Source organism: Bacteroides sp. AM23-12, from assembly GCF_003434395.1.
In the GTDB taxonomy this organism is placed as follows: domain Bacteria; phylum Bacteroidota; class Bacteroidia; order Bacteroidales; family Bacteroidaceae; genus Bacteroides; species Bacteroides thetaiotaomicron.
Window position 1 is genome coordinate 166252 of record NZ_QTLF01000004.1, and the last position, 21493, is coordinate 187744.

At 43.0% G+C, this 21493-nt stretch carries 18 protein-coding genes; 8 read left to right on the forward strand and 10 right to left on the reverse strand.

All coding sequences use genetic code 11. The features are described from left to right. Positions 1 to 11: 11 nt before the first annotated feature. Positions 12 to 968 carry a tyrosine-type DNA invertase cluster 3b gene (locus tag DW640_RS06015; protein ID WP_048696036.1) on the reverse strand — a complete coding sequence of 319 codons (957 nt, stop codon included), beginning with the start codon at positions 966 to 968 and terminating at the stop codon, positions 12 to 14. Between the two features lie 87 nt (positions 969 to 1055). Between DW640_RS06015 and DW640_RS06020 the strand changes: the two genes are divergently transcribed. The 3 genes from DW640_RS06020 to DW640_RS06030 all read left to right on the forward strand — a co-directional run bounded on the left by DW640_RS06020 (position 1056) and on the right by DW640_RS06030 (position 2859). Further along, positions 1056 to 1454, forward strand: a complete 399-nt coding sequence (locus DW640_RS06020) for a DUF4119 family protein (RefSeq protein WP_011107341.1) — start codon at positions 1056 to 1058, stop codon at positions 1452 to 1454. A 227-nt stretch (positions 1455 to 1681) separates the two neighbouring features. Beyond that, the gene (locus DW640_RS06025; RefSeq protein WP_008765097.1) at positions 1682 to 2047 is read left to right on the forward strand and encodes an SH3 beta-barrel fold-containing protein; all 366 of its coding nucleotides are present in this window, start codon (positions 1682 to 1684) and stop codon (positions 2045 to 2047) included. A gap of 26 nt (positions 2048 to 2073) precedes the next feature. Further along, entirely contained in the window at positions 2074 to 2859 is a 786-nt protein-coding gene (locus DW640_RS06030) for a DUF4373 domain-containing protein (protein WP_008763177.1), read from the forward strand. A 95-nt stretch (positions 2860 to 2954) separates the two neighbouring features. Here the strand turns inward: DW640_RS06030 and DW640_RS06035 are convergent, their stop codons facing one another. Beyond that, complete coding sequence (locus DW640_RS06035) at positions 2955 to 4406, reverse strand: DUF3078 domain-containing protein (protein ID WP_011107340.1); 1452 nt, start codon at positions 4404 to 4406, stop codon at positions 2955 to 2957. 184 nt (positions 4407 to 4590) lie between these two features. On the opposite strand from DW640_RS06035, the gene DW640_RS06040 reads away from it, so the two are divergent. The 4 genes from DW640_RS06040 (at position 4591) to DW640_RS06055 (ending at position 11687) form a co-directional block, all read left to right on the forward strand. Then, positions 4591 to 6204, forward strand: coding sequence for a CTP synthase (locus DW640_RS06040; RefSeq protein ID WP_008763175.1), 1614 nt, complete (start codon positions 4591 to 4593; stop codon positions 6202 to 6204). A 62-nt stretch (positions 6205 to 6266) separates the two neighbouring features. Further along, positions 6267 to 8123 carry a membrane protein insertase YidC gene (yidC, locus tag DW640_RS06045; protein WP_117577619.1) on the forward strand — a complete coding sequence of 619 codons (1857 nt, stop codon included), beginning with the start codon at positions 6267 to 6269 and terminating at the stop codon, positions 8121 to 8123. A gap of 85 nt (positions 8124 to 8208) precedes the next feature. Next, the gene (bexA, locus tag DW640_RS06050) at positions 8209 to 9540 is read left to right on the forward strand and encodes a multidrug efflux MATE transporter BexA (RefSeq protein ID WP_008765095.1); all 1332 of its coding nucleotides are present in this window, start codon (positions 8209 to 8211) and stop codon (positions 9538 to 9540) included. A 47-nt stretch (positions 9541 to 9587) separates the two neighbouring features. After that, entirely contained in the window at positions 9588 to 11687 is a 2100-nt protein-coding gene (locus DW640_RS06055; protein WP_011107338.1) for a S9 family peptidase, read from the forward strand. 145 nt (positions 11688 to 11832) lie between these two features. On the opposite strand, the gene DW640_RS06060 is transcribed toward DW640_RS06055, so the two are convergent. From DW640_RS06060 to DW640_RS06080, 5 genes are all read right to left on the reverse strand, one after another. Further along, positions 11833 to 12537, reverse strand: a complete 705-nt coding sequence (locus DW640_RS06060; RefSeq protein WP_172681272.1) for a hypothetical protein — start codon at positions 12535 to 12537, stop codon at positions 11833 to 11835. A gap of 104 nt (positions 12538 to 12641) precedes the next feature. Beyond that, positions 12642 to 13151 (reverse strand): flavin reductase, encoded by a 510-nt coding sequence (locus tag DW640_RS06065; RefSeq protein ID WP_011107336.1) that lies wholly within the window; start codon positions 13149 to 13151, stop codon positions 12642 to 12644. Between the two features lie 19 nt (positions 13152 to 13170). Then, positions 13171 to 14169: an MBL fold metallo-hydrolase gene (locus DW640_RS06070; protein ID WP_008765092.1), complete on the reverse strand. Its 999-nt coding sequence runs from the start codon at positions 14167 to 14169 to the stop codon at positions 13171 to 13173. 153 nt (positions 14170 to 14322) lie between these two features. Further along, a complete protein-coding gene (locus tag DW640_RS06075; RefSeq protein ID WP_008765091.1) occupies positions 14323 to 15417 on the reverse strand; it encodes a PspC domain-containing protein in 1095 nt (364 codons plus the stop codon). A 21-nt stretch (positions 15418 to 15438) separates the two neighbouring features. Beyond that, entirely contained in the window at positions 15439 to 15765 is a 327-nt protein-coding gene (locus DW640_RS06080; RefSeq protein WP_032813353.1) for a PadR family transcriptional regulator, read from the reverse strand. A 167-nt stretch (positions 15766 to 15932) separates the two neighbouring features. Here DW640_RS06080 and DW640_RS06085 point away from each other — a divergent pair, with 167 nt between their 5' ends. Then, positions 15933 to 16430, forward strand: a complete 498-nt coding sequence (locus tag DW640_RS06085; RefSeq protein ID WP_008765089.1) for a GNAT family N-acetyltransferase — start codon at positions 15933 to 15935, stop codon at positions 16428 to 16430. A gap of 90 nt (positions 16431 to 16520) precedes the next feature. On the opposite strand, the gene DW640_RS06090 is transcribed toward DW640_RS06085, so the two are convergent. From DW640_RS06090 to uvrA, 3 genes are all read right to left on the reverse strand, one after another. Then, a complete protein-coding gene (locus tag DW640_RS06090; RefSeq protein ID WP_113748444.1) occupies positions 16521 to 18035 on the reverse strand; it encodes a peptide MFS transporter in 1515 nt (504 codons plus the stop codon). A 75-nt stretch (positions 18036 to 18110) separates the two neighbouring features. Further along, positions 18111 to 18590: a Cys-tRNA(Pro) deacylase gene (gene ybaK, locus DW640_RS06095; protein WP_008763164.1), complete on the reverse strand. Its 480-nt coding sequence runs from the start codon at positions 18588 to 18590 to the stop codon at positions 18111 to 18113. 42 nt (positions 18591 to 18632) lie between these two features. Then, positions 18633 to 21458, reverse strand: a complete 2826-nt coding sequence (gene uvrA / locus DW640_RS06100) for an excinuclease ABC subunit UvrA (protein WP_032813763.1) — start codon at positions 21456 to 21458, stop codon at positions 18633 to 18635. Positions 21459 to 21493 lie beyond the last annotated feature (35 nt).

Consider the following 21493-nt stretch of genomic DNA (forward strand, 5'->3'; position numbering starts at 1 on the left):
TTTTTAACCATTCAAATTCGACCTAAAGGGCAAGTCTTCACGTAATGCAAATTCTTACGATTTACCTCTGTACGCTCTTTCAACTCAAACCCCTTCAGATAAATTTGTGTCGTCTTTATAGACTTATGCCCTAAAGATTCACTGATCATTTCAATTGGAACTCCACGGAACTTTGCAGTAGTTGCCCAAGAATGGCGAATCGTGTAAGAAGTTACCGGAGAAGTCAGGTGCAAAGCCCTCGCCAAACTTTTCAAATGATTATTAAACCGGCGAAGTGCAGACTGATATTCACGATAAGCACGTTCATCCTTACGTTTCTTATCACCGGAAAGGATACTGAAAAGGTAATCGGGGCAACCCGGACGCGATGACTGGGAATTGCGAAGCTGATTCATCATTTCCTTAGCTGTATCCAAAACTTCCACACTCATTGGAGTTCTGGTTTTAATTCGATTATATCGGATCACATTACAATCTAAAGCCGACTTTTCCAAATGAGCCAAATCGGCAAAAGACATCCCACAGAATTGAAACATCAAAGCAGCAATCGATTGTGTGCGCCGCAAACAATCCGTCTTGGGATCTTCGTAAAGAAGCCGTCGGAGTTCACTCACCGGAAGAGCCCTTTTCTGACGGATATCCACTCCTGTATACACATCACGGAACAGGCCATGTACATAGGGCGCACTACCCAACTCTACCCCACGGTTATAGATACTGCGAAGCATACGCATATACGTTGATACCGTATTCGGTTTTAAGCCCGAATCATACAGATGTTCCCCGTAACGACGCAATCGGTCACGAGTGACTTGCCTGAAAGATACACTGGCATTACCACAAAATTTATTAAAAGAGAAAAGAGCATTTTGATAGACATGTGCCGTAGAAAAACGACCTTCTTTTCGTAAAAGGCCGATGTATAGTTCCCCACATCGGCTAAATCCATTTTTATTCATTATTTGCATCACTAGTTATTTTATATACAATTATAGGGCGAAAATTTGGAATTTCCATCTTAATGCCATTTATTAATTTTATTTAAATCAAAAGAAATGACAACGACAAAAAAATGCCTGAAAAATGCAACTGGCACACAAAAGAAGAGAAGTCTTGAAACTGATTATCAGGATGATGACGAAATTATTGACATCGATGAGGTCAGAAAAAGAAATGGCATCACAGGCGAAAAAAAACACTATTTCATTGCCTGTCTTCGCACTTATTACGAAGATGACGAGTTTAATTCCTACGTAAAATCTTTAACAGGACTAGCCAAGTACATTGCAGACTGGAGAATCTTTTACGTAAACACACATCATGGATATAGATTAATGAAATTCAGGAGTATACTCAGCGAAATTAGCAGTTTAAGCAAAGGAATCGGAATAATTTCGAAGCACGAAAAAGAAGAGAAAGAACAATACAAATCAAAGTATCACAGTAGAAAATAGCAAAAATAATTGGAGCGAAAAAATACAACTTATACTTTTGCCCCCGTTTTTTAGATAAAGAAATGAACGAACTATCCGGCAGAAATTATAGTGTCACTATAACAGCAAGATAGTGTCACTATCCCGGCAGGATAGTGTAACTATCATCGCACGATAGTGTAAGCATCCTACAGATAGTTCCGCCTTTTCTTTAAATATAACTATTTTACTAACAAATTTATAATGTAATGACAAAAGAAAAACGGCTGATAGCCACTAACAAAACAGAAGAAGAAAGAGATCGATTAACAGAAGTATGGAAAAAACGTATCGTATCAGAGAAAGGTTATTCGGAAACGATCGCAGAACGAATAGCCGAAAAAGTGAAATCACTGGCAGACTACATGCAATATGGCCATGCCATCATCGCATACTACAGACAGAACGGTAGTTTTCAGTTAGTTACAGGCACTCTTATTTCTTATTCCAAAGACTTTCACCACTCTTATGACATGAAGCAGGTACACAGTACCTTCATATTCTGGTGCATGGAAGAGAAAGGATGGAGAACCTTTCAGATTGAGAATTTTCTCGATTGGAAACCAATTGTATAAACTTAAAAACAAACAATAAGACTGATATGAGCACAACTTATTTAAGCGTAGACTATTTTCCGCTTACCGTAAACTTTTTCGACAGAGATGCCATTGAACTGGCTGAAGCCAAATATGGCATCAGAGTGGATGGAGCTGTATGCAAACTTCTATGTAAAATATTCAAAGAAGGATATTACATCCCATGGGGTGAGGAACAATCGTTGATTTTTGCCCGCAAGCTGGGAGGAGAACTGAAAGGAAAAGAGATAGACGGAATCATTCAAATTTTGCTTGACAAAGGATTCTTTGACAAAGAAAGCTATGAGAAGTTTCAGATATTGACTTCCCTTGAAATTCAGCACATCTGGATAGATGCTACCTGCCGCAGGAAAAGAAAGTTAGAAGATTTGCCCTACCTGTTAGTCAATGACACCCAAAAACAGGAAAAGGAAAATAATACAAAGGATGCAAACAATTCGTCAGTACAAGGTGAATTGAAACTGGAAAATGAGAACATTTCACCCGAAATTGCTGACATTTCCGGACAAAGTAAAGGAGAGAAAAGAAAAGCAGAAGAGGAAGAAGACAATACGGCTTCGCCTTCGCTCGAAATCCCCGGTTATGCCTACAACAAGAGTACGCACAACGTCAAAGGACTTCTGGACAGCCTGGCACAACATGGAGTAACAAACAAGAAAGAAATTACAGCTATTCTCAAGCTGTCGGATTATGGAAAGAAGGGGACGCAGATATGGATCACGCTGTCTACCACCAAGTGGGGAAAGATTGATAATCCGGGAAGGTATATCATTTCAACGTTGAGGACATAGAGATAAAATAAGGCACGGATTACACGAATTAACACGGTTTTTAGTTACTCAATTCCTGAAACCGTGAAATCTGTGTAATCCGTGCCTAAAAAAAATTACCACTTATAGTTAATACCGAAGCTCAGCAATTCCTTCAGCTGGAAAAAGCTGCCATTTTCAACGGTTGGTTTTGAACTGTCGTCAAAACGGGCGTGTACGTAAAGTTTAGTAGAAAGATAGCGGTTCAAAACAAAGTTGAATGTATTCTCCCACTCCACACGTACCCATTCGTAATTGGTCAGATAGTTCAGACGGGATTCCAGCGAAACAGCCGAAATGATTTTCCAGTTGAACGTTGACTGCAACTGAGAACCGAAATCGTTTTTAGAGCATTTGCCTTTCTCCAGACCGAACTTGGTTTCATCTACTTCCGAATTGTCGATATATCGCAAGTTATAAGTCAGCGGACCGATGAAAACAGAAAGATTGAATTTCTGCTTATTCAATTTGTAGTCCATACCGATACTGACTGCCAAATCCGCCGGAGACAGGAATGCGGAAACAAGTTCTTCGCTATTGGCTTTGTAACCGTGACAGAACTGAGTCTTAAACTCGGAAGAAATAGTATAGTACCAGTTCTTTAACGCTCTCAATCCTAACTTATTGTACAAACGGAACTGGTCGGTATTAATCAGATAATCATGGAATTTATCCGACGGTGTGGATGTCATACCCAGTTTAGCCTCCAACTGATTTTCGAAAAGGACTTTCTCATTATCATTGTAATTGGCATAAAGCTGCAAGGTAGCCAGACCGGCAAAGTTACTTTCTCCTCCCTTGTACCAGTTCTCAGAAAGGTGGTTCTGGCTGATTTGCAAAGAACCGTTACCTCCGGTAACCCACCAGTTAGGACGGCTGATTTTCATTTTTGCCTTGCCTACATCGTTGCTCATTTCTTCCGGCTGGAAAAGATGGACAACAGATGCCTTCGGAGAAATCTTCGGTTTCACATCCCTACGGAAGACATCACGGCTCATGATACGGTTTTCCGTGGTGACAACCAATTCCGGATGATTGAGATAAAGAGCCATCAGTGCTTTATTGACCGATTGATTGGCACGCTCGGACTTCGTATATGCCAAAGTATCATAAGGAAGAAGTTCCGCTGTCAACTTTTTCAAGTTGTCGGGCAAAGAGTCAAACTGTACCGGTTTCCAGTCCACCTTTGAATACTGCGCCATCGGAGCATAATAATAGGCTAACGGAGTAAACAGACGAAAATAGTCAGGATCGGACGGAATATAACGTTCCGGTACAGACGGGTCATTCAGATAGTCCAACTGACCGATATACTTATTATATAAGATTGATACAGTGTCCAATTTAGGAGTTTCTCCGGACAGATTCAATTTAAGCATTAAATACTTCTGAAGTTCTGACGAAAGCGTGTCTGCCTTCACAATTTTCGCTTTTGCCACTACGGTAGAAGGTTGAGTGGCGGTCTGTGCTGAAAGCGATAAAGATAAAGTCGAGGTAAAAACTACGAATGATAATAACTCTCTTCTCATAATATTCCTAATTTGGTGCAAATCTACATTATTTTGTTTAGAAAACATAGGAATCTTTCAAAATTGCATTTTTTAATAAAATTGTAGAGGGGAAAGTCTGCATTCTTCCCCTTTTTTTTATAATTTTGCGCTTTTTAAGTTCGTAAGAAACTACTAAGTAAAAATAATTAAAACAGTTATAGCTGTGGGAGAAACAAAGTATATTTTCGTCACCGGTGGTGTTGCCTCTTCTTTAGGAAAAGGGATCATCTCATCCTCCATCGGTAAATTGCTGCAAGCAAGAGGTTACAATGTAACCATCCAGAAGTTTGACCCGTATATCAACATCGACCCGGGAACATTGAATCCTTATGAGCATGGAGAATGCTATGTGACCGTAGACGGCCATGAAGCCGATCTTGACCTGGGACACTACGAACGTTTCCTGGGTATTCAGACTACAAAGGCTAACAACATCACTACGGGACGTATCTACAAAAGTGTTATTGACAAAGAACGCCGTGGAGACTATCTGGGTAAGACGATTCAGGTGATTCCTCATATCACGGATGAAATCAAACGGAACGTAAAATTGCTCGGTAACAAATACAAGTTCGATTTTGTAATTACCGAAATCGGTGGTACGGTAGGTGATATCGAATCACTCCCCTACCTCGAAAGTATCCGCCAGTTGAAATGGGAGTTGGGTAAGAACGCTCTTTGCGTACACCTGACATATGTGCCTTATCTTGCCGCTGCCGGAGAGCTGAAAACCAAACCGACACAGCATTCTGTCAAGGAACTCCAGAGTGTAGGTATTCAGCCGGACGTATTGGTGCTTCGTGCCGAACACCCGCTGAGCGACGGACTCCGCAAAAAAGTAGCTCAATTCTGTAATGTGGATGACAAGGCTGTCGTGCAGTCTATCGACGCAGAAACAATTTATGAAGTACCTCTCCTGATGCAGGCACAGGGACTGGACAGCACAATCCTTGAAAAGATGGGGCTGCCCGTAGGAGAAACTCCGGGACTAGGTCCGTGGCGTAAATTCCTGGAACGCCGTCATGCTGCTGAAACGAAAGAACCCATCAACATCGCATTGGTAGGTAAATATGACTTGCAGGATGCTTACAAGTCAATCCGTGAAGCATTGTCACAGGCAGGTACTTACAACGACCGCAAAGTGGAGGTTCACTTTGTGAACAGCGAAAAACTGACAGATGAGAACGTAGCCGAAGCCTTGAAAGGCATGGCAGGCGTGATGATCGGTCCGGGATTCGGTCAGCGTGGTATCGACGGTAAGTTCGTTGCCATCAAATATACACGTACACATGATATACCGACCTTCGGTATCTGTCTGGGTATGCAATGTATCGCTATCGAATTTGCCCGCAACGTATTGGGATATGCCGATGCCGACTCACGCGAAATGGATGAAAAGACTCCGCACAACGTGATCGACATCATGGAGGAACAGAAAGCGATCACCAATATGGGAGGTACGATGCGTCTGGGCGCTTACGAATGTGTGCTTCAGAAAGGATCGAAAGCATACCTTGCTTATGGTGAAGAACATATTCAGGAACGTCACCGCCATCGCTATGAGTTCAACAATGACTATAAGGCTCAATACGAAGCTGCCGGTATGAAATGCGTGGGTATCAACCCCGAATCGGATCTGGTGGAAATCGTTGAGATCCCGGCATTGAAGTGGTTTATCGGCACTCAGTTCCATCCGGAATACAGCAGTACGGTATTGAACCCGCATCCGTTGTTTGTGGCTTTCGTGAAGGCAGCCATCGAGAACGAGAAGAATTGACAATTGACAGTTGACAATTGACAATTTATTATTCAAAAATTTATAATTCATAATTAATAGGAATGGATAAAAACACCATTACAGGTCTCGTTTTAATAGGTATATTATTGGTAGGATTCAGTTATCTGAGCCGTCCAAGCGAGGAGCAGATAGCTGCGCAGAAGAAATACTACGATTCTATTGCCGTGGTGCAACAGCAGCAGGAAGCGCTGAAAGCAAAAACAGAAGCCGCACTCGCCAATGAAAACAAAGGTGCAGCGGCGGCAGCAGATTCTTCTGCCCTGTTTTTCAACGCGATGCATGGAACTGATTCCAAAGTAAGCATCCAGAACAGCGTAGCGGAAATCACTTTCACTACGAAAGGCGGACGGGTATATTCGGCTATGCTGAAAGAATACAAAGGACAGGACAAGACAAACCCTGTCGTACTGTTCGACGGTGATGATGCTACCATGAGTTTCAACTTCTACAACAAGCAAGGAGCCATCCAGACAAAGGACTATTACTTCGAAGCTGTCAATAAGACAGACAGCAGCGTAACTATGCGTCTGGCTGCGGACAACGCCAGCTACATCGATTTTATCTATACGCTGAAACCGAACAGCTACCTGATGAACTTTGAAATCAAAGCAACAGGCATGGAAGGCAAACTGGCCAGTACGGAGTATGTAGACATCGACTGGACACAGCGTGCACGCCAGCTGGAAAAGGGATTCACTTACGAAAACCGCCTCTCAGAGCTGACTTATAAGGTAAAAGGTGACAATGTAGATAATCTGTCGGCTGCCAAGGATGACGAAAAGGATCTGGGCAATACAGCGATAGACTGGGTAGCATTCAAAAACCAGTTCTTCTCTTCTGTATTCATCGCAGACCAGGACTTCAACAAGGTTTCTGTGAAGTCAAGAATGGAACAACAAGGAAGCGGATATATCAAGGATTATTCTGCAGAAATGAGTACCTTCTTCGATCCGAGCGGAAAACAACCGACAGAAATGTACTTCTACTTTGGTCCGAACCACTTCAAGACCTTGAAGGCACTGGACAAAGGACGTACAGAGAAATGGGAACTTAACAGACTGGTATATCTGGGCTGGCCGTTAATCCGCTGGATCAACCAGTTTATCACGATCAACGTATTCGACTGGCTGTCGGGCTGGGGCTTGAGCATGGGTATCGTACTGTTGATTCTGACAATCATGGTGAAGGTGGTAGTTTACCCTGCTACCTGGAAAACATACATGTCTTCTGCCAAGATGCGTGTATTGAAACCGAAAATCGACGAGATCAACAAGAAGTATCCGAAGCAGGAAGATGCGATGAAGAAACAGCAGGAGATGATGAGCCTTTACAGCCAGTATGGCGTGAGCCCGATGGGCGGTTGTCTGCCAATGTTATTGCAGTTCCCGATCTTGATGGCATTGTTCATGTTCGTACCGAGCGCTATCGAGTTACGTCAGCAGAGCTTTTTGTGGGCGGACGACTTGTCCACTTACGACGCGTTCATCACATTCCCGTTCCATATCCCGTTCCTGGGCAACCATCTCAGCTTGTTCTGCTTGCTGATGACGGTAACCAACATCTTGAACACAAAGTATACAATGACGATGCAGGATACAGGAGCACAACCGCAAATGGCTGCGATGAAATGGATGATGTATCTGATGCCGATTATGTTCCTGTTCGTACTGAACGACTATCCTTCGGGATTGAACTATTATTATTTCGTGTCAACACTGATTAGTGTAGGAACCATGATTTTGTTGCGTAAAACTACAGACGAAACAAAATTACTGGCTATTCTGGAAGCTAAGAAAAAAGACCCGAAACAAATGAAAAAGACCGGATTTGCTGCACGCCTGGAAGCTATGCAAAAGCAACAGGAACAGTTACAGCAGCAAAAACAGAATAAACGATAAGAAATTATCCGAAGATATATTCTGAGAAAGCCGGGCAACCGAAAGGGGTTTGTCCGGCTTTCTTTCTCTAAAAAACAAACTTAATATGAAGACAAAATATACTTATAAACAAATCTGGACGATCGCCTACCCTATTCTGATCAGCCTGATTATGGAGCAGCTGATCGGCATGACGGACACGGCCTTTCTTGGACGTGTCGGGGAAATTGAATTAGGGGCATCCGCCATCGCCGGGGTTTACTACCTGGCTATTTTCATGATGGCATTCGGATTCAGCGTAGGAGCACAGATATTGATCGCCCGTCGCAACGGGGAAGGAAACTACAAGGAAATCGGACCGATTTTCTATCAGGGGATTTATTTCCTGGTAGTGGTTGCTGCGATTCTGTTTACACTTTCCATCGTATTCTCGCCATTTATTTTAAAGAATATCATTTCGTCCCCTCACATTTATGATGCAGCGGAAAGTTATATTCATTGGCGGGTGTACGGGTTCTTTTTCTCATTTGTCGGAGTGATGTTCCGCGCCTTCTTTGTCGGTACGACACAGACCAAGACGCTGACGCTGAATTCCATCGTGATGGTGCTTTCTAACGTGGTATTCAACTATATCCTGATTTTCGGTAAGTTCGGTTTCCCGCAACTGGGCATTGCCGGTGCAGCCATCGGTTCATCCCTGGCTGAGCTGGTATCGGTAATTTTCTTTATCATCTATACCTGGAAGCGGATCGACTGCAAGAAGTATGCACTGAATATCCTGCCGAAATTCCAAAGCCGGACATTGAAGCGGATTCTCAATGTCTCCGTGTGGACAATGATTCAAAACTTCGTTTCTTTATCTACCTGGTTTATGTTCTTCCTGTTCGTGGAACACCTGGGAGAACGGTCATTGGCTATCGCGAACATTATCCGGAATGTGTCGGGTATCCCGTTTATGATCGCCATGGCTTTTGCTGCAACCTGCGGATCTCTGGTCAGCAACCTTATCGGTGCGGGCGAAAAAGATTGTGTACGGGGAACCATCAATCAGCACATCCGTATCGGATATGTGTTCGTACTGCCGATATTGATATTCTTCTGTCTGTTTCCCGACCTGATTCTGCGCATATACACGGATATGCCCGATTTGAGGGATGCGTCCATCCCTTCTTTATGGGTATTATGCGCAGCCTACGTAGTGCTGGTACCAGCCAATGTGTATTTCCAGTCGGTATCGGGAACAGGTAACACACGCACGGCACTGGCCATGGAACTTTGTGTACTGACAATTTATGTAGCTTACGCTACTTATTTTATTCTTTACCTTAAAATGGACATTGCGTTTGCCTGGACAACAGAAAGTGTGTATGGAATCTTTATCCTCCTCTTCTGCTACTGGTATATGAAGAAAGGAAACTGGCAGAAAAAGCAGATTTAAATCCTTTTTTCATTATCTTCGCAAGAAAATAAACATTTTTATAAAATATGAGACAAGCAAATCTATTTATGATGTCGGCAGCAATGTTGTTAGCTGCCTGCGGCGGAACAAAAGACGCGGGCAAAACGGATCAGGTGCTTATCGAAAAATCCGATATTAAGATCGAAGGGAAGCGTATGACGCCTGAAGCCCTTTGGGCAATGGGACGTATCGGAGGACTGGCGGTATCGCCCGACGGAAAGAAAATTGCGTATACGGTAGCATACTACAGTGTACCGGAGAACAAGAGTAATCGCGAAGTTTTCGTCATGAACGCGGACGGCAGCGATAACCGGCAAATCACCCGCACTCCTTATCAGGAGAATGAGGTGACCTGGATAAAAGGAGGATCGAAGCTGGCTTTCCTGAGCAACGACAACGGAAGCAGCCAACTATATGAAATGAATCCGGACGGTAGCGGCCGTAAACAACTGACCAACTACGATGGTGACATCGAGGGTTATTCTATCTCACCGGACGGCAAGAAACTGCTGTTCATCTCGCAAGTGAAAACCAAAGAAAGCACTGCCGATAAATATCCGGATCTGCCGAAAGCTACAGGTATTATTGTCACCGACCTGATGTATAAGCACTGGGATGAATGGGTGACAACTGCTCCGCATCCTTTCGTGGCAGACTTTGACGGTAACGGTATTTCCAATATCGTGGATATACTGGAAGGAGAACCATACGAAAGTCCGATGAAACCTTGGGGCGGCATTGAGCAGCTGGCGTGGAATACGACTTCGGACAAAGTGGCTTATACCTGTCGCAAGAAAACGGGGCTGGAATATGCTGTTTCTACCAATTCGGATATTTATGTGTATGATCTGAATACAAAGAAAACGGATAATATCACCGAAGAAAACAAGGGGTATGACACCAATCCGCAATACTCTCCGGATGGCAAGTACATTGCATGGCAAAGCATGGAGCGCGATGGATACGAAGCTGATCTGAACCGTTTGTTTATCATGAATCTGGAAACCGGAGAGAAGCGTTTTGTCAGCAAAGCATTTGAGTCTAATGTGGATGCGTTTGTCTGGGGCAACGATGCCAAGACCATCTATTTTACAGGTGTATGGCACGGAGAAACTCAGATTTATTCTCTTGACCTGACGAATGATTCTGTAAAGGCGATTACTTCGGGTATGTATGATTATGAAGGGGTAGCACTCTTCGGTGACAAACTGATTGCTAAACGCCACTCAATGAGTATGGGTGATGAGATCTATGCGGTAGCATTGGATGGTTCTGCCACTCAACTGACACAGGAGAACAAGGAGATTTATGATCAGCTGGAAATGGGCAAGGTAGAAGGTCGCTGGATGAAAACGACGGATGGCAAGGATATGTTGACATGGGTGATCTATCCTCCCCAGTTCGATCCGAACAAGAAATATCCGACATTGCTGTTCTGTGAAGGTGGCCCTCAAAGTCCGGTAAGCCAGTTCTGGTCTTATCGCTGGAACTTCCAGATTATGGCTGCCAACGACTATATCATTGTAGCCCCGAACCGTCGCGGATTACCGGGATTCGGAGTGGAATGGAACGAACAGATCAGTGGTGATTATGGTGGCCAGTGTATGAAAGACTATTTCACTGCTATCGACGAGATGGCAAAAGAATCGTATGTAGATAAAGATCGTCTGGGATGTGTGGGCGCTAGTTTCGGAGGATTCTCCGTATATTGGTTAGCCGGTCATCACGACAAACGTTTCAAGGCATTTATCGCTCATGACGGAATCTTCAATATGGAAATGCAGTATCTGGAAACAGAAGAGAAATGGTTTGCCAACTGGGATATGGGCGGCGCGTACTGGGAAAAACAGAATCCGATAGCACAACGTACTTTCGCCAACTCCCCTCACCTCTTCGTGGAAAAATGGGATACTCCGATTCTCTGTATTCATGGAGAAAAAGATTTCCGTATTTTGGCTAACCAGGCTATGGCTGCATTTGATGCCGCTGTAATGCGTGGTGTACCTGCAGAGTTGCTGATTTATCCGGATGAAAACCACTGGGTACTGAAACCGCAGAATGGTGTCTTGTGGCAACGCACTTTCTTTGAGTGGCTGGATAAGTGGCTGAAGGCTCCTGCAAAATAAATCTTTGATATAAGACAAATAATGAAGGCTCTGTTCTCAAATCAAATTGAGTTCAGAGCCTTCTGCATTACATCTAAAATCCGCTAGACTTTACTCATGATATATATTTTCGATTGCTACTATATACTTAGATAAGGTCTATGATTCAATCTAGACCTGTTTCATAATCCTTTTCAAATAGCTCAATCGGAGCCTCCATTAAAACAGTTTTTTCAGCACCTTTTTCGTCTGATAAATCAATTAATCCCATTTTTTGCTCCCTTAATTGTTCTCCAGTCCATCTGCCTTTTAAATGGTATTCTTCCCCTTTATTTACGGCCTTCAGTACCAAATAAAAAGTTAAGGTACATCGATATCCACATTCTTGTTTTGTTAACTCATAAGTTGAATAGGGAGGTATCTCATACTTTACATTTCCAATAGAACGTGATCCATTCTTTACTTTTAATGTTTCTCCAAAAATCAACGGAGTCTTCGCACCCGTTCCGTCTATAAAAAGCTTACCTCCAGCATCAATGAAAGGAACAGGAATCTTCAAATCCGCCAAATTTTCAGCATTAACAGGCAAAGAACCTTCAGTCAATACAAATAAAGAGTTCTCTTCCTCTTCCACATCCCATGCATATATCATTGGAAGAGGTTCATCTTTATCATTTACTTTATGTTGCAAGACTACTACAGGATATTCAACCCGCTCTACTACATCCGTTTCCTCCTGCACAAACTTATAGGAAACAACCTCTAATATCGCCGGAGTATTGGATGGAGAAGAAGACACATCATCCGAATCACTACTACAAGCTGCGAGTGCAGCACAGATACCTGCAAGAAAGAACATTTTTGTTTTCATAACGCTTAGTTTTAGTTGTGTTACAATAGTTTAGTTTAGGGCAAATGTATAATATTTATATCACTTATCAAAGCTTTACCGATAAAAAATAAAAAAAGGGAGAATTAATCTCCCTCCCAAATATTTTCGATTTCTACTATATACATTTTATGAAAACCTCCATGAGCATCGTCATACCATTTTTCCAAGGACTCTTTATCCAGGAAACATTCAGGTTTAATGTTATCCGCATACAGTTTTCTTCCTTCCAGACTCAGGCGGGCCTGTTCGAAAAGCACATTCCCCTGTTCTGTGAAGACCGGCTTTAACCCGGTTGCTTTCACCTTATCCGTATCACGACCGGACTTTGAGCCACAAACTGCATGAATCTTCTTATTTGCTTCGCCTAAAAAAGAAAGTGTCAGATAATCACTTTTCTCGATGAACTCATACGTATATCGTTCGGGGCGGACAAAAACAAAAGCAACGGGCTTATTCCAAAGCCAGCCAATACCACCCCAACTGGCAGTCATTGTATTAAATTTCTCTTTGGTGCCAGCAGTAACCAACATCCATTCTTTGCCAATCGCCTCAAAGAAATTTTCTTTCAGGTCTTTTACTTCTAACTTCTTCATCTCTCAGTTTATTTTATAATTACTTTCTTTTACTCAGTTTTACGATTTCTCCCAGATAAGGGATTTCCACACGAATCTTTCTTTTCTTTGCTTCTGCCGCAAATACTTTAGGCGGATCATGCAAGGGTTCATCAGACAAATCAAATGTACCGTAGTGCATCGGAATGGTTATTCCTGCGTGCATCTCTTCGGAGGCAGTCAGTGATTCATAAGGAGAAATATGATTGGGACGCATGAACCAACGGGGTTTATATGCACCGATACCCAACAAGGCATAGTCCGGAGCTCCGAACAGATCCGGGATTTCCCTAAAATGGGTAGAATACCCTGTGTCTCCGCTATAATAGAGAGAAACACCATTCCCCTGCAGCATGAAAGCTCCCCACAATCGCTGCCCTCCATCACGTACGGAGCGTTTGCTCCAATGCTGTGCCGGCAAGAAAGTTATTTTCAGCCCTTCATCTTCCAGTTGCTGATACCAGCCGGCCTCAATCACTCTCATTTCCGGAAACCAGCTCTTTATCAGTTCTCCGGTTCCCAAACCGCAAAACAATTTCATCTGCGGATTATTATTCAGCAAACGGGTGATACTTTGCTTGTCCAGATGGTCAAAATGATCATGACTGATAAGCAGGTAATCAATTTCTGTAAAAATGTCGGGATTGGCAGGAAACTCACTCTGTCTTTTCACAAAAGGGATGTTTCCGAAAACCGGATCGAACATGATTCTTTTACCTGCCAACTGAAGGAAGAAGGAATTATGTCCCAGCCATATTAAAGAATCTCCCACCACAGCATCCAGCGAACGAAGATAACAGACTTTCGGGTCCCACTTCACCGTTTTCTTTTCTTTCCGCTGAGGATTGGGGGACAACCGCCATTTCAACACACTTCCCATACCGGGGCGGAAACGGTGCTGCCTGTTAAAAAAACGTCCGCGTACCATCGGATTTCCTCTCCAATAAGGATTAACGGTAGCCAAACGTTCGTTTCTCCTGAAACATATATGTTCACCCATTTTCTTTATCTATTGAATAAGTCCTCACAAACTTAATTAAAAATCTCGATTTACAAAGAGGGACAAACAAAAAATGTACCCCAGACACACTATCGGGGCACATTTCTCAGAAAAAGAATAAATATTATTCTTTTTTAATAGAACGATCTTACATTAAAAGCAATGCAGTCCATACAACGGCAGCTGCCATCCGAGAGCTGACAAATTGATAATCACGATGACCAGTCCCAATACCCATAGGATAAACAGAGACCATTTCAAGCCGGTCCCCATCGGTGACCAATGAAACAACTGACGCATTATAGTGTACAGAAAAGCTCCTAATGGAATGGCAATGAGTGCAATTCCTGAAATGGTGCCAAGCAATGTCATCACAGGAGATATGGTAGCTATGGGCGTCCAGTCAATAGCCGGAAGCATTTCATAAAGCAGAGCTCCGCCGCCAACAAGCGCAGCAATCACCGCAAACACAAGAGCTACTATCACCACAGCGAGCACGAACAATACCGGACAGCAAATGATGACAAGAGCTACCAGGAATATCTTAAGAATGATAGCGGCGATCGTGACAAATACATCTCCTACTTTTTGCAGAAAGGTACGCGGTTTATCCGAGTTCACAAAGTTATTGACCCCGTCGGCAACCCGTTCAAATCCGTCCGTCACCGTTTTGCCTATATTTTCTATGGTTACCGCTTCGCCACGCATACTCAGCTTCTCTGCTGCCGTACGTGCTTCGGGAATGATAATCCATCCTATAATATAAAGGATAATCATCGGGCAATAGGGAACAAACAATAATACGATCATCAGGATACGCACCAGCGTGATATCCCAGTCAAAATAAGCTGCCAGCCCGGAAGCTACTCCTCCAAGCAACTTATTATCCGGATCACGGAACAGGCGACGGGCTGTAGTGGTCCGTGTATACCCCTGACCGGAAGAAGCTGTCTGTTCCTTCTTATGCGGTTCGGATTCGTCGTCAGATACACCAAAATCTTCCGGTTTGCCTACCCGGGCAATTATTTCTTCCACATCGGCAATAGTAATGACTTGCTTCCCTGCGGACACTTTCTCGGCAAACAGCTCGGCAATACGAATCTCGATATCATTCACAATCTCTTCCGCCCCCTCCTGTTTGCGAAAAAAATGTTTCAGGTTGGACAGATAATCGTCCAGCAAACGATAGGCATCATCATCTATATGATAGACAGTTCCTCCCAAATTTACAGTTAATGTTTTTTTCATTATTATTTCTTCTTTATCGAATTATCTACTAGCAATATGATTCACGGTTTCGTTCAGTTCCTTCCAGGATATCTCAAGCTCGCCTAAAAAAGCCTCTCCTTTTTCTGTGAGCTTATAGTACTTGCGAGGAGGTCCCTGCGTGGATTCTACCCATTCATAACTCAACAAATCGTCATTCTTCAAACGTGTCAGCAATGGATATAAGGTACCTTCCACCACAATCAGCTGTGCCTCTTTCAACTTCTGAATAATATCAGAAGCATAAGCCGGCTCTTTGTGCAGTAAAAGCATGATGCAATACTCCAACATGCCTTTTCTCATCTGAGATTTTACATTGTCTACATTCATTGTTATTTTTCTTTTTGACAGGACAAATATATGCATTACTCTAGTACCTTGCATTACAAAGTACTATAATTTAATAATAATTAAATCATTAAGAAGTTTTCTCCTTATTATAAAAAGAAATAATAGCTATATTTGCAGCTCATAAAACCACAAAAAAGAAAATACGTATGTTTACTATTCGAAAAGCAAGGATAGATGATTGCGGTCTGATCAACCAAATGGCCGGTGAAGTATTTCCCGCCACTTACCAAGAGATCTTATCTCCCGGACAACTGGACTATATGATGGACTGGATGTACTCTCCCGAAAATATCCGGAAACAAATGGAAGAAGAAGGTCATGTTTATTTTATCGCATATGAAGGAGATGAGCCCTGTGGCTATGTCTCCGTACAGCAACAGGAAGAGAATGTATTCCATCTGCAGAAAATCTATGTCCTCCCCCATTTTCAAGGCGCACACTGCGGTAGTTTTTTATTCAGAGAGGCTGTCAGATATATCAAGGAGGTGCATCCGGAACCTTGCTTAATGGAGCTTAACGTGAACCGTAACAACAAGGCTTTACTGTTCTATGAACGGATGGGTATGAGAAAATTGCGGGAAGGGGATTTTCCGATTGGCAACGGGTACTATATGAATGATTATATCATGGGACTGGATATCTGAAAAGTAAGGTAACCATATACAAAATGCCCCGGAACAGATTGTTACTCAATCAATGTTCCGGGGCATTCGTTTATTTATTACCAAGCGGGCTTATTTCGCTACGCGTTCCAGCCATTTCAGCATGAAGATCATGGTAAACATTGAAATAGTACAAGCTACCACAAATACTGTCCATGTCATCCAGATAGGAATGGATTCATACAAAATAGCACCGATCACCAACAGCTGATTGCCAAGTGCAGTCGCACCTAACCAGCCTCCCTGCATAATACCCTGGTATTTCGGAGGAGCTACTTTAGACACAAATGAAATTCCCAACGGAGAAATATACAATTCAGCTACCGTCAAAATCAGATAAGTCAGCATCAACAAGAACGGAGTCACTTTCACCGGTGAAGTTCCTACAGCGATAATGTCCTTGTGCAAAGGCAGATTGGCAAAATAAGAACCGACAGCCATTACGATAAAGGCCAATGCGGCAATACCCATACCAATTGCAATCTTCTTAGGAGTAGAAGGCTCTTTTCCACGTCTGCGCTGGCTGGCAAAGATTGCCATAATCACAGGAGTCAGGAAAACAACAAAGAACGGATTCAACGACTGGAACAACTCAGCGGAAATAGGCATACCAAACAAGTTAAGGTCAGTGTATTCCTTTGCAAAGTATGTCAAAGTCAAACCATTCTGATGGAAAGAGAACCAGAAGAAGATAACAACTCCGAACACTGCGAACAGGGCATACATACGTTGTTTCACTTCCTGAATACTCATTTCTACAGTAGCCGAAGATGCTGAAGACGCAGCGGCTTTCTTGCTGGGATCGGGGAAGTTTCTCTTATTCAGCAAATAGATAGTCAAAGAAATGACCATAGCAATGATAGCCACTCCAAATGCATAATGGAAACCTGTAGTAAAGACATTCAGGTAATCGGATGCAAAAGCTGTATAATCCTGTACCGGAGCGTTGGAAGCTTTCTCTACCAACGTATGATAAGTTTCAGTAGCTTCGGGCGACAAAGTACCAGCCAAATGACCGTGACATAATGCAGGAAGATCAGCATCGTAATTATAACCGAAAGTAGACAACCACCAGTTACGTACACCTACCGCTGCAAACGGAGCAAAGATTGCACCGATATTAATGAACATATAAAACAAGGAGAAACCGGAGTCACGCATGCTGGCATATTGAGGATTATCGTACATCTGCCCTACCAGAGCTTGCAGATTTCCTTTAAATAATCCATTACCAAATGCAATCACAAACAAGCTGGCGCAAGTAATGACCAGATAAAAGGTCTGATTGTCTACCGGAGTCTTGGATGGAATAGCCAACAACAAGTATCCCACTGCCATCAGCACAATTCCCGTGAAAATAGTTCCTTTGTAGTTTCGTGTCTTATCGGCGATAATACCTCCAACCAAAGCAAGAATGTAAATGGAAAAATAGAAAGTTGAATAAATAAATCCCGCTTCTTTTCCATTCATTCCAAACTTAGCTTGCAAGAAAAGCACGAGGATCGCCATCATTGTATAGAAGCCAAAGCGTTCACCTAGATTGGCTAAAGCGGCTGCTATCAGTCCTTTAGGGTGTTTGTCAAACATAGATATAAATTTATTAATTAATGATTGATAATTTTTCTAATGACATATATTCTGCAAATATATACTTTTTTGGATTTATTCCTCAAATAAACGGCAAATTTCTGCCCTCGATTCACGGATTAAATCACCCGGCGCAAGCTTTATCTGCAGCCCCCGTACACCGGCACTTACATAAATATACGGAAATTGCCGGCAGGTTTCATGAATATAAGTAGGAAAATGTTTCTTCATGCCAATAGGCGAACAGCCGCCCCGGATATATCCCGTCAGCGGAAGAAGTTCTTTCACCGGTATCAGATCACACTTTTTATTGCCCGAAGCCTTTGCTGCCAGCTTCAGATCGACTTCGTGCTCACCCGGAATGACGCAAACAAAATAACCGCTTTTGTCACCGTGAAGAACCAGTGTCTTAAATACCTGTTCTATATTCTCGCCTAAGCTGGCAGCTACATGAATGGCACTCAGATCGTTTTCGTCAACTTCATAAGGAATCAGTTCATACGCTATTTTAGCTTTATCCAGCAAACGCGCCGCATTCGTTTTATTGATTTTCATCTTGTTGTTTCTTTTTAGTAAGCCGACACTTATACTTCAATATTAAAGTCCTAATTCCTCGCGAAGAAACTTAGGAGTATAACCTTTCTGGCTCTTCGCAACCTCTTCCGGTGTTCCGTAGCTAAGGAGTACTCCCCCGCCCTTACCACCTTCAGGTCCCATGTCTATGATATAATCCGCCATCTTGATAACGTCCAGGTTATGTTCGATTACAATGACGGTATTACCTTTGTCCACCAGCTTATTAAGTACCCCCATCAATACACGGATATCCTCAAAGTGAAGTCCGGTAGTCGGTTCATCGAGAATGTAAAGTGTTTTACCGGTATCTCGCTTGGACAATTCTGTTGCTAGTTTCACACGCTGGCTCTCTCCACCAGAAAGGGTAGTAGATGACTGCCCTAATTTAATATAGCCCAAACCGACATCCTGCAAGACTTTTATCTTATTCAGAATCTGCGGCACATTCTCAAAGAATTCGACAGCACGGTTTATAGTCATATCAAGCACATCAGCAATAGACTTTCCTTTGAAACGTACTTCAAGCGTTTCGCGATTATACCGCTTGCCGTGGCAAACCTCACAAGGCACATACACATCCGGCAAGAAGTTCATTTCAATCGTCTTGTATCCATTTCCGGTACAGGCTTCACAACGACCGCCCGATACATTAAAAGAGAAGCGTCCGGGCTTGTAACCGCGAATCTTAGCTTCCGGAAGGCTTACGAACAAGTTACGGATATCAGAAAATACACCTGTATAAGTGGCCGGATTGGAACGGGGGGTACGACCAATCGGAGATTGATCTACGTCCACTACCTTATCTATGTTTTCCAGTCCCTCTATAGAATCGTATTCCAAAGGATCCTGCAAAGAGCGATAGAATTTCTGTGAAAGAATCGGCTGCAAAGTCTCATTAATCAACGTCGATTTACCACTTCCGGATACTCCGGTCACACAAATCAACTTCCCTAACGGAAATTCAACATCTACATTTTTCAGATTATTTCCCTTCGCTCCTTTCAGCCAGATAGATTTTCCATTTCCTTTTCTTCGCTTGGCGGGTACTTCTATTTTCATCTCTCCGTTCAGATACTGCGAAGTCATCGTTTCGGTTTGAAGCATTTCTGACGGGGTTCCCGAGAAGACTACCTCCCCACCCAGACGACCGGCTTTAGGCCCCATATCAATCACATAATCGGCAGCCAGCATCATATCTTTATCGTGTTCAACAACGATAACCGAGTTTCCCATATCACGAAGCTCTTTCAACGAGCGGATCAAACGCAGATTGTCACGCTGGTGCAACCCGATACTCGGTTCATCCAGAATATAAAGCACATTCACCAATTGCGAGCCGATCTGTGTAGCCAGACGAATACGCTGACTTTCACCACCGGACAGGCTGACCGAGCTACGGTTCAATGCCAAATAATCCAATCCTACATCCAACAAGAATTTCAAACGCGTACGAATTTCTTTCAGAATCTCGGCTGCGATTTTCTTTTGTTTATCGGACAGAAATTGATCTACGTTCATCAACCAGTCATATAGCTCATTGATGTCCATATTGGCCAAGTCATTGATGTTCTTGTCATGAATACGGAAGTGCAATGCTTCTTTATTCAACCGGGCACCTTTACATTCCGGACAAACAGTGGTACGGGCAAACTGCTCCGCCCACTTCTGCGCGGTAGCAGAAGCATCCTTTTCCTGAAGCATCTGGATATATTTTACGACTCCTTCATAGGTTACAAAGTAATCAGAAGAAGTTCCTATCAGCGAACTCTTGATCTTGATCCGGTCATCCGAACCATATAATATTTCTTCAACCGCATCATCCGACAATTCCTTCACCGGAGTTTTTAAAGTGGCTTCATACTTCTCCAGCAAAGCACCGATCTGCCAGAAAATCATGGCATTCTTGTATTTTCCCAAAGGTGCTATCGCTCCTTCATAGATGGAAAGTTCACGGTCGGGAATCACTTTATCGACATCAATCTGATTGACCACGCCTAATCCTTTACATTTCGGGCACGCTCCCTGCGGAGAGTTGAACGAGAAGTTATGAGGAGCCGGTTCCCGATAAGACAGTCCGGTAACCGGACACATCAGGCGTTTACTGTAATGACGGACACTTTCTGTCTGCGCATCAAGAATCATCAATAAACCATCACCTTGGCGCATAGCAGTTGCCACGCTCTGTTTCAGGCGTTTATCATCTTTCTCGGCTACTATCAGTTTATCAATGACTACCTCAATATCATGATTCTTGTAACGGTCGAGTTTCATGCCGTGCGTCACTTCACGCAGTTCGCCGTCTATCCGTACATAGAGATATCCTTTCTTTCGCACCTGTTCGAAGAGTTCTTTGTAATGTCCCTTACGCGAACGAACCAAGGGTGCGAGCAAGTATATTTTCTTTCCTTTATAATCTTTCAGGATTAAATCCAGAATCTGTTCTTCCGTATATTTCACCATCTCCTCTCCTGACAGGTACGAATAAGCAATACCTGCACGGGCATAGAGCAGACGAAGATAATCGTATATTTCCGTTGTTGTTCCCACGGTAGAACGGGGATTTTTATTCGTAGTTTTCTGTTCGATAGAGATAACCGGACTCAGCCCTGTTATTTTATCGACATCCGGACGTTCCAGATTCCCCAAAAAGTTGCGGGCATAGGCCGAAAAAGTCTCGATATAGCGGCGCTGTCCCTCGGCAAATATCGTATCGAAAGCCAAGGAAGATTTACCACTACCACTCAATCCGGTAATCACTGTCAAACTGTTACGGGGAATTTCAGCATCAATATCTTTCAAATTGTGCACACGGGCACCATACACATTAATATATTCTGTTTCTTGCATATTCATATCCTTCATAAACGGTACAAAATTAATGT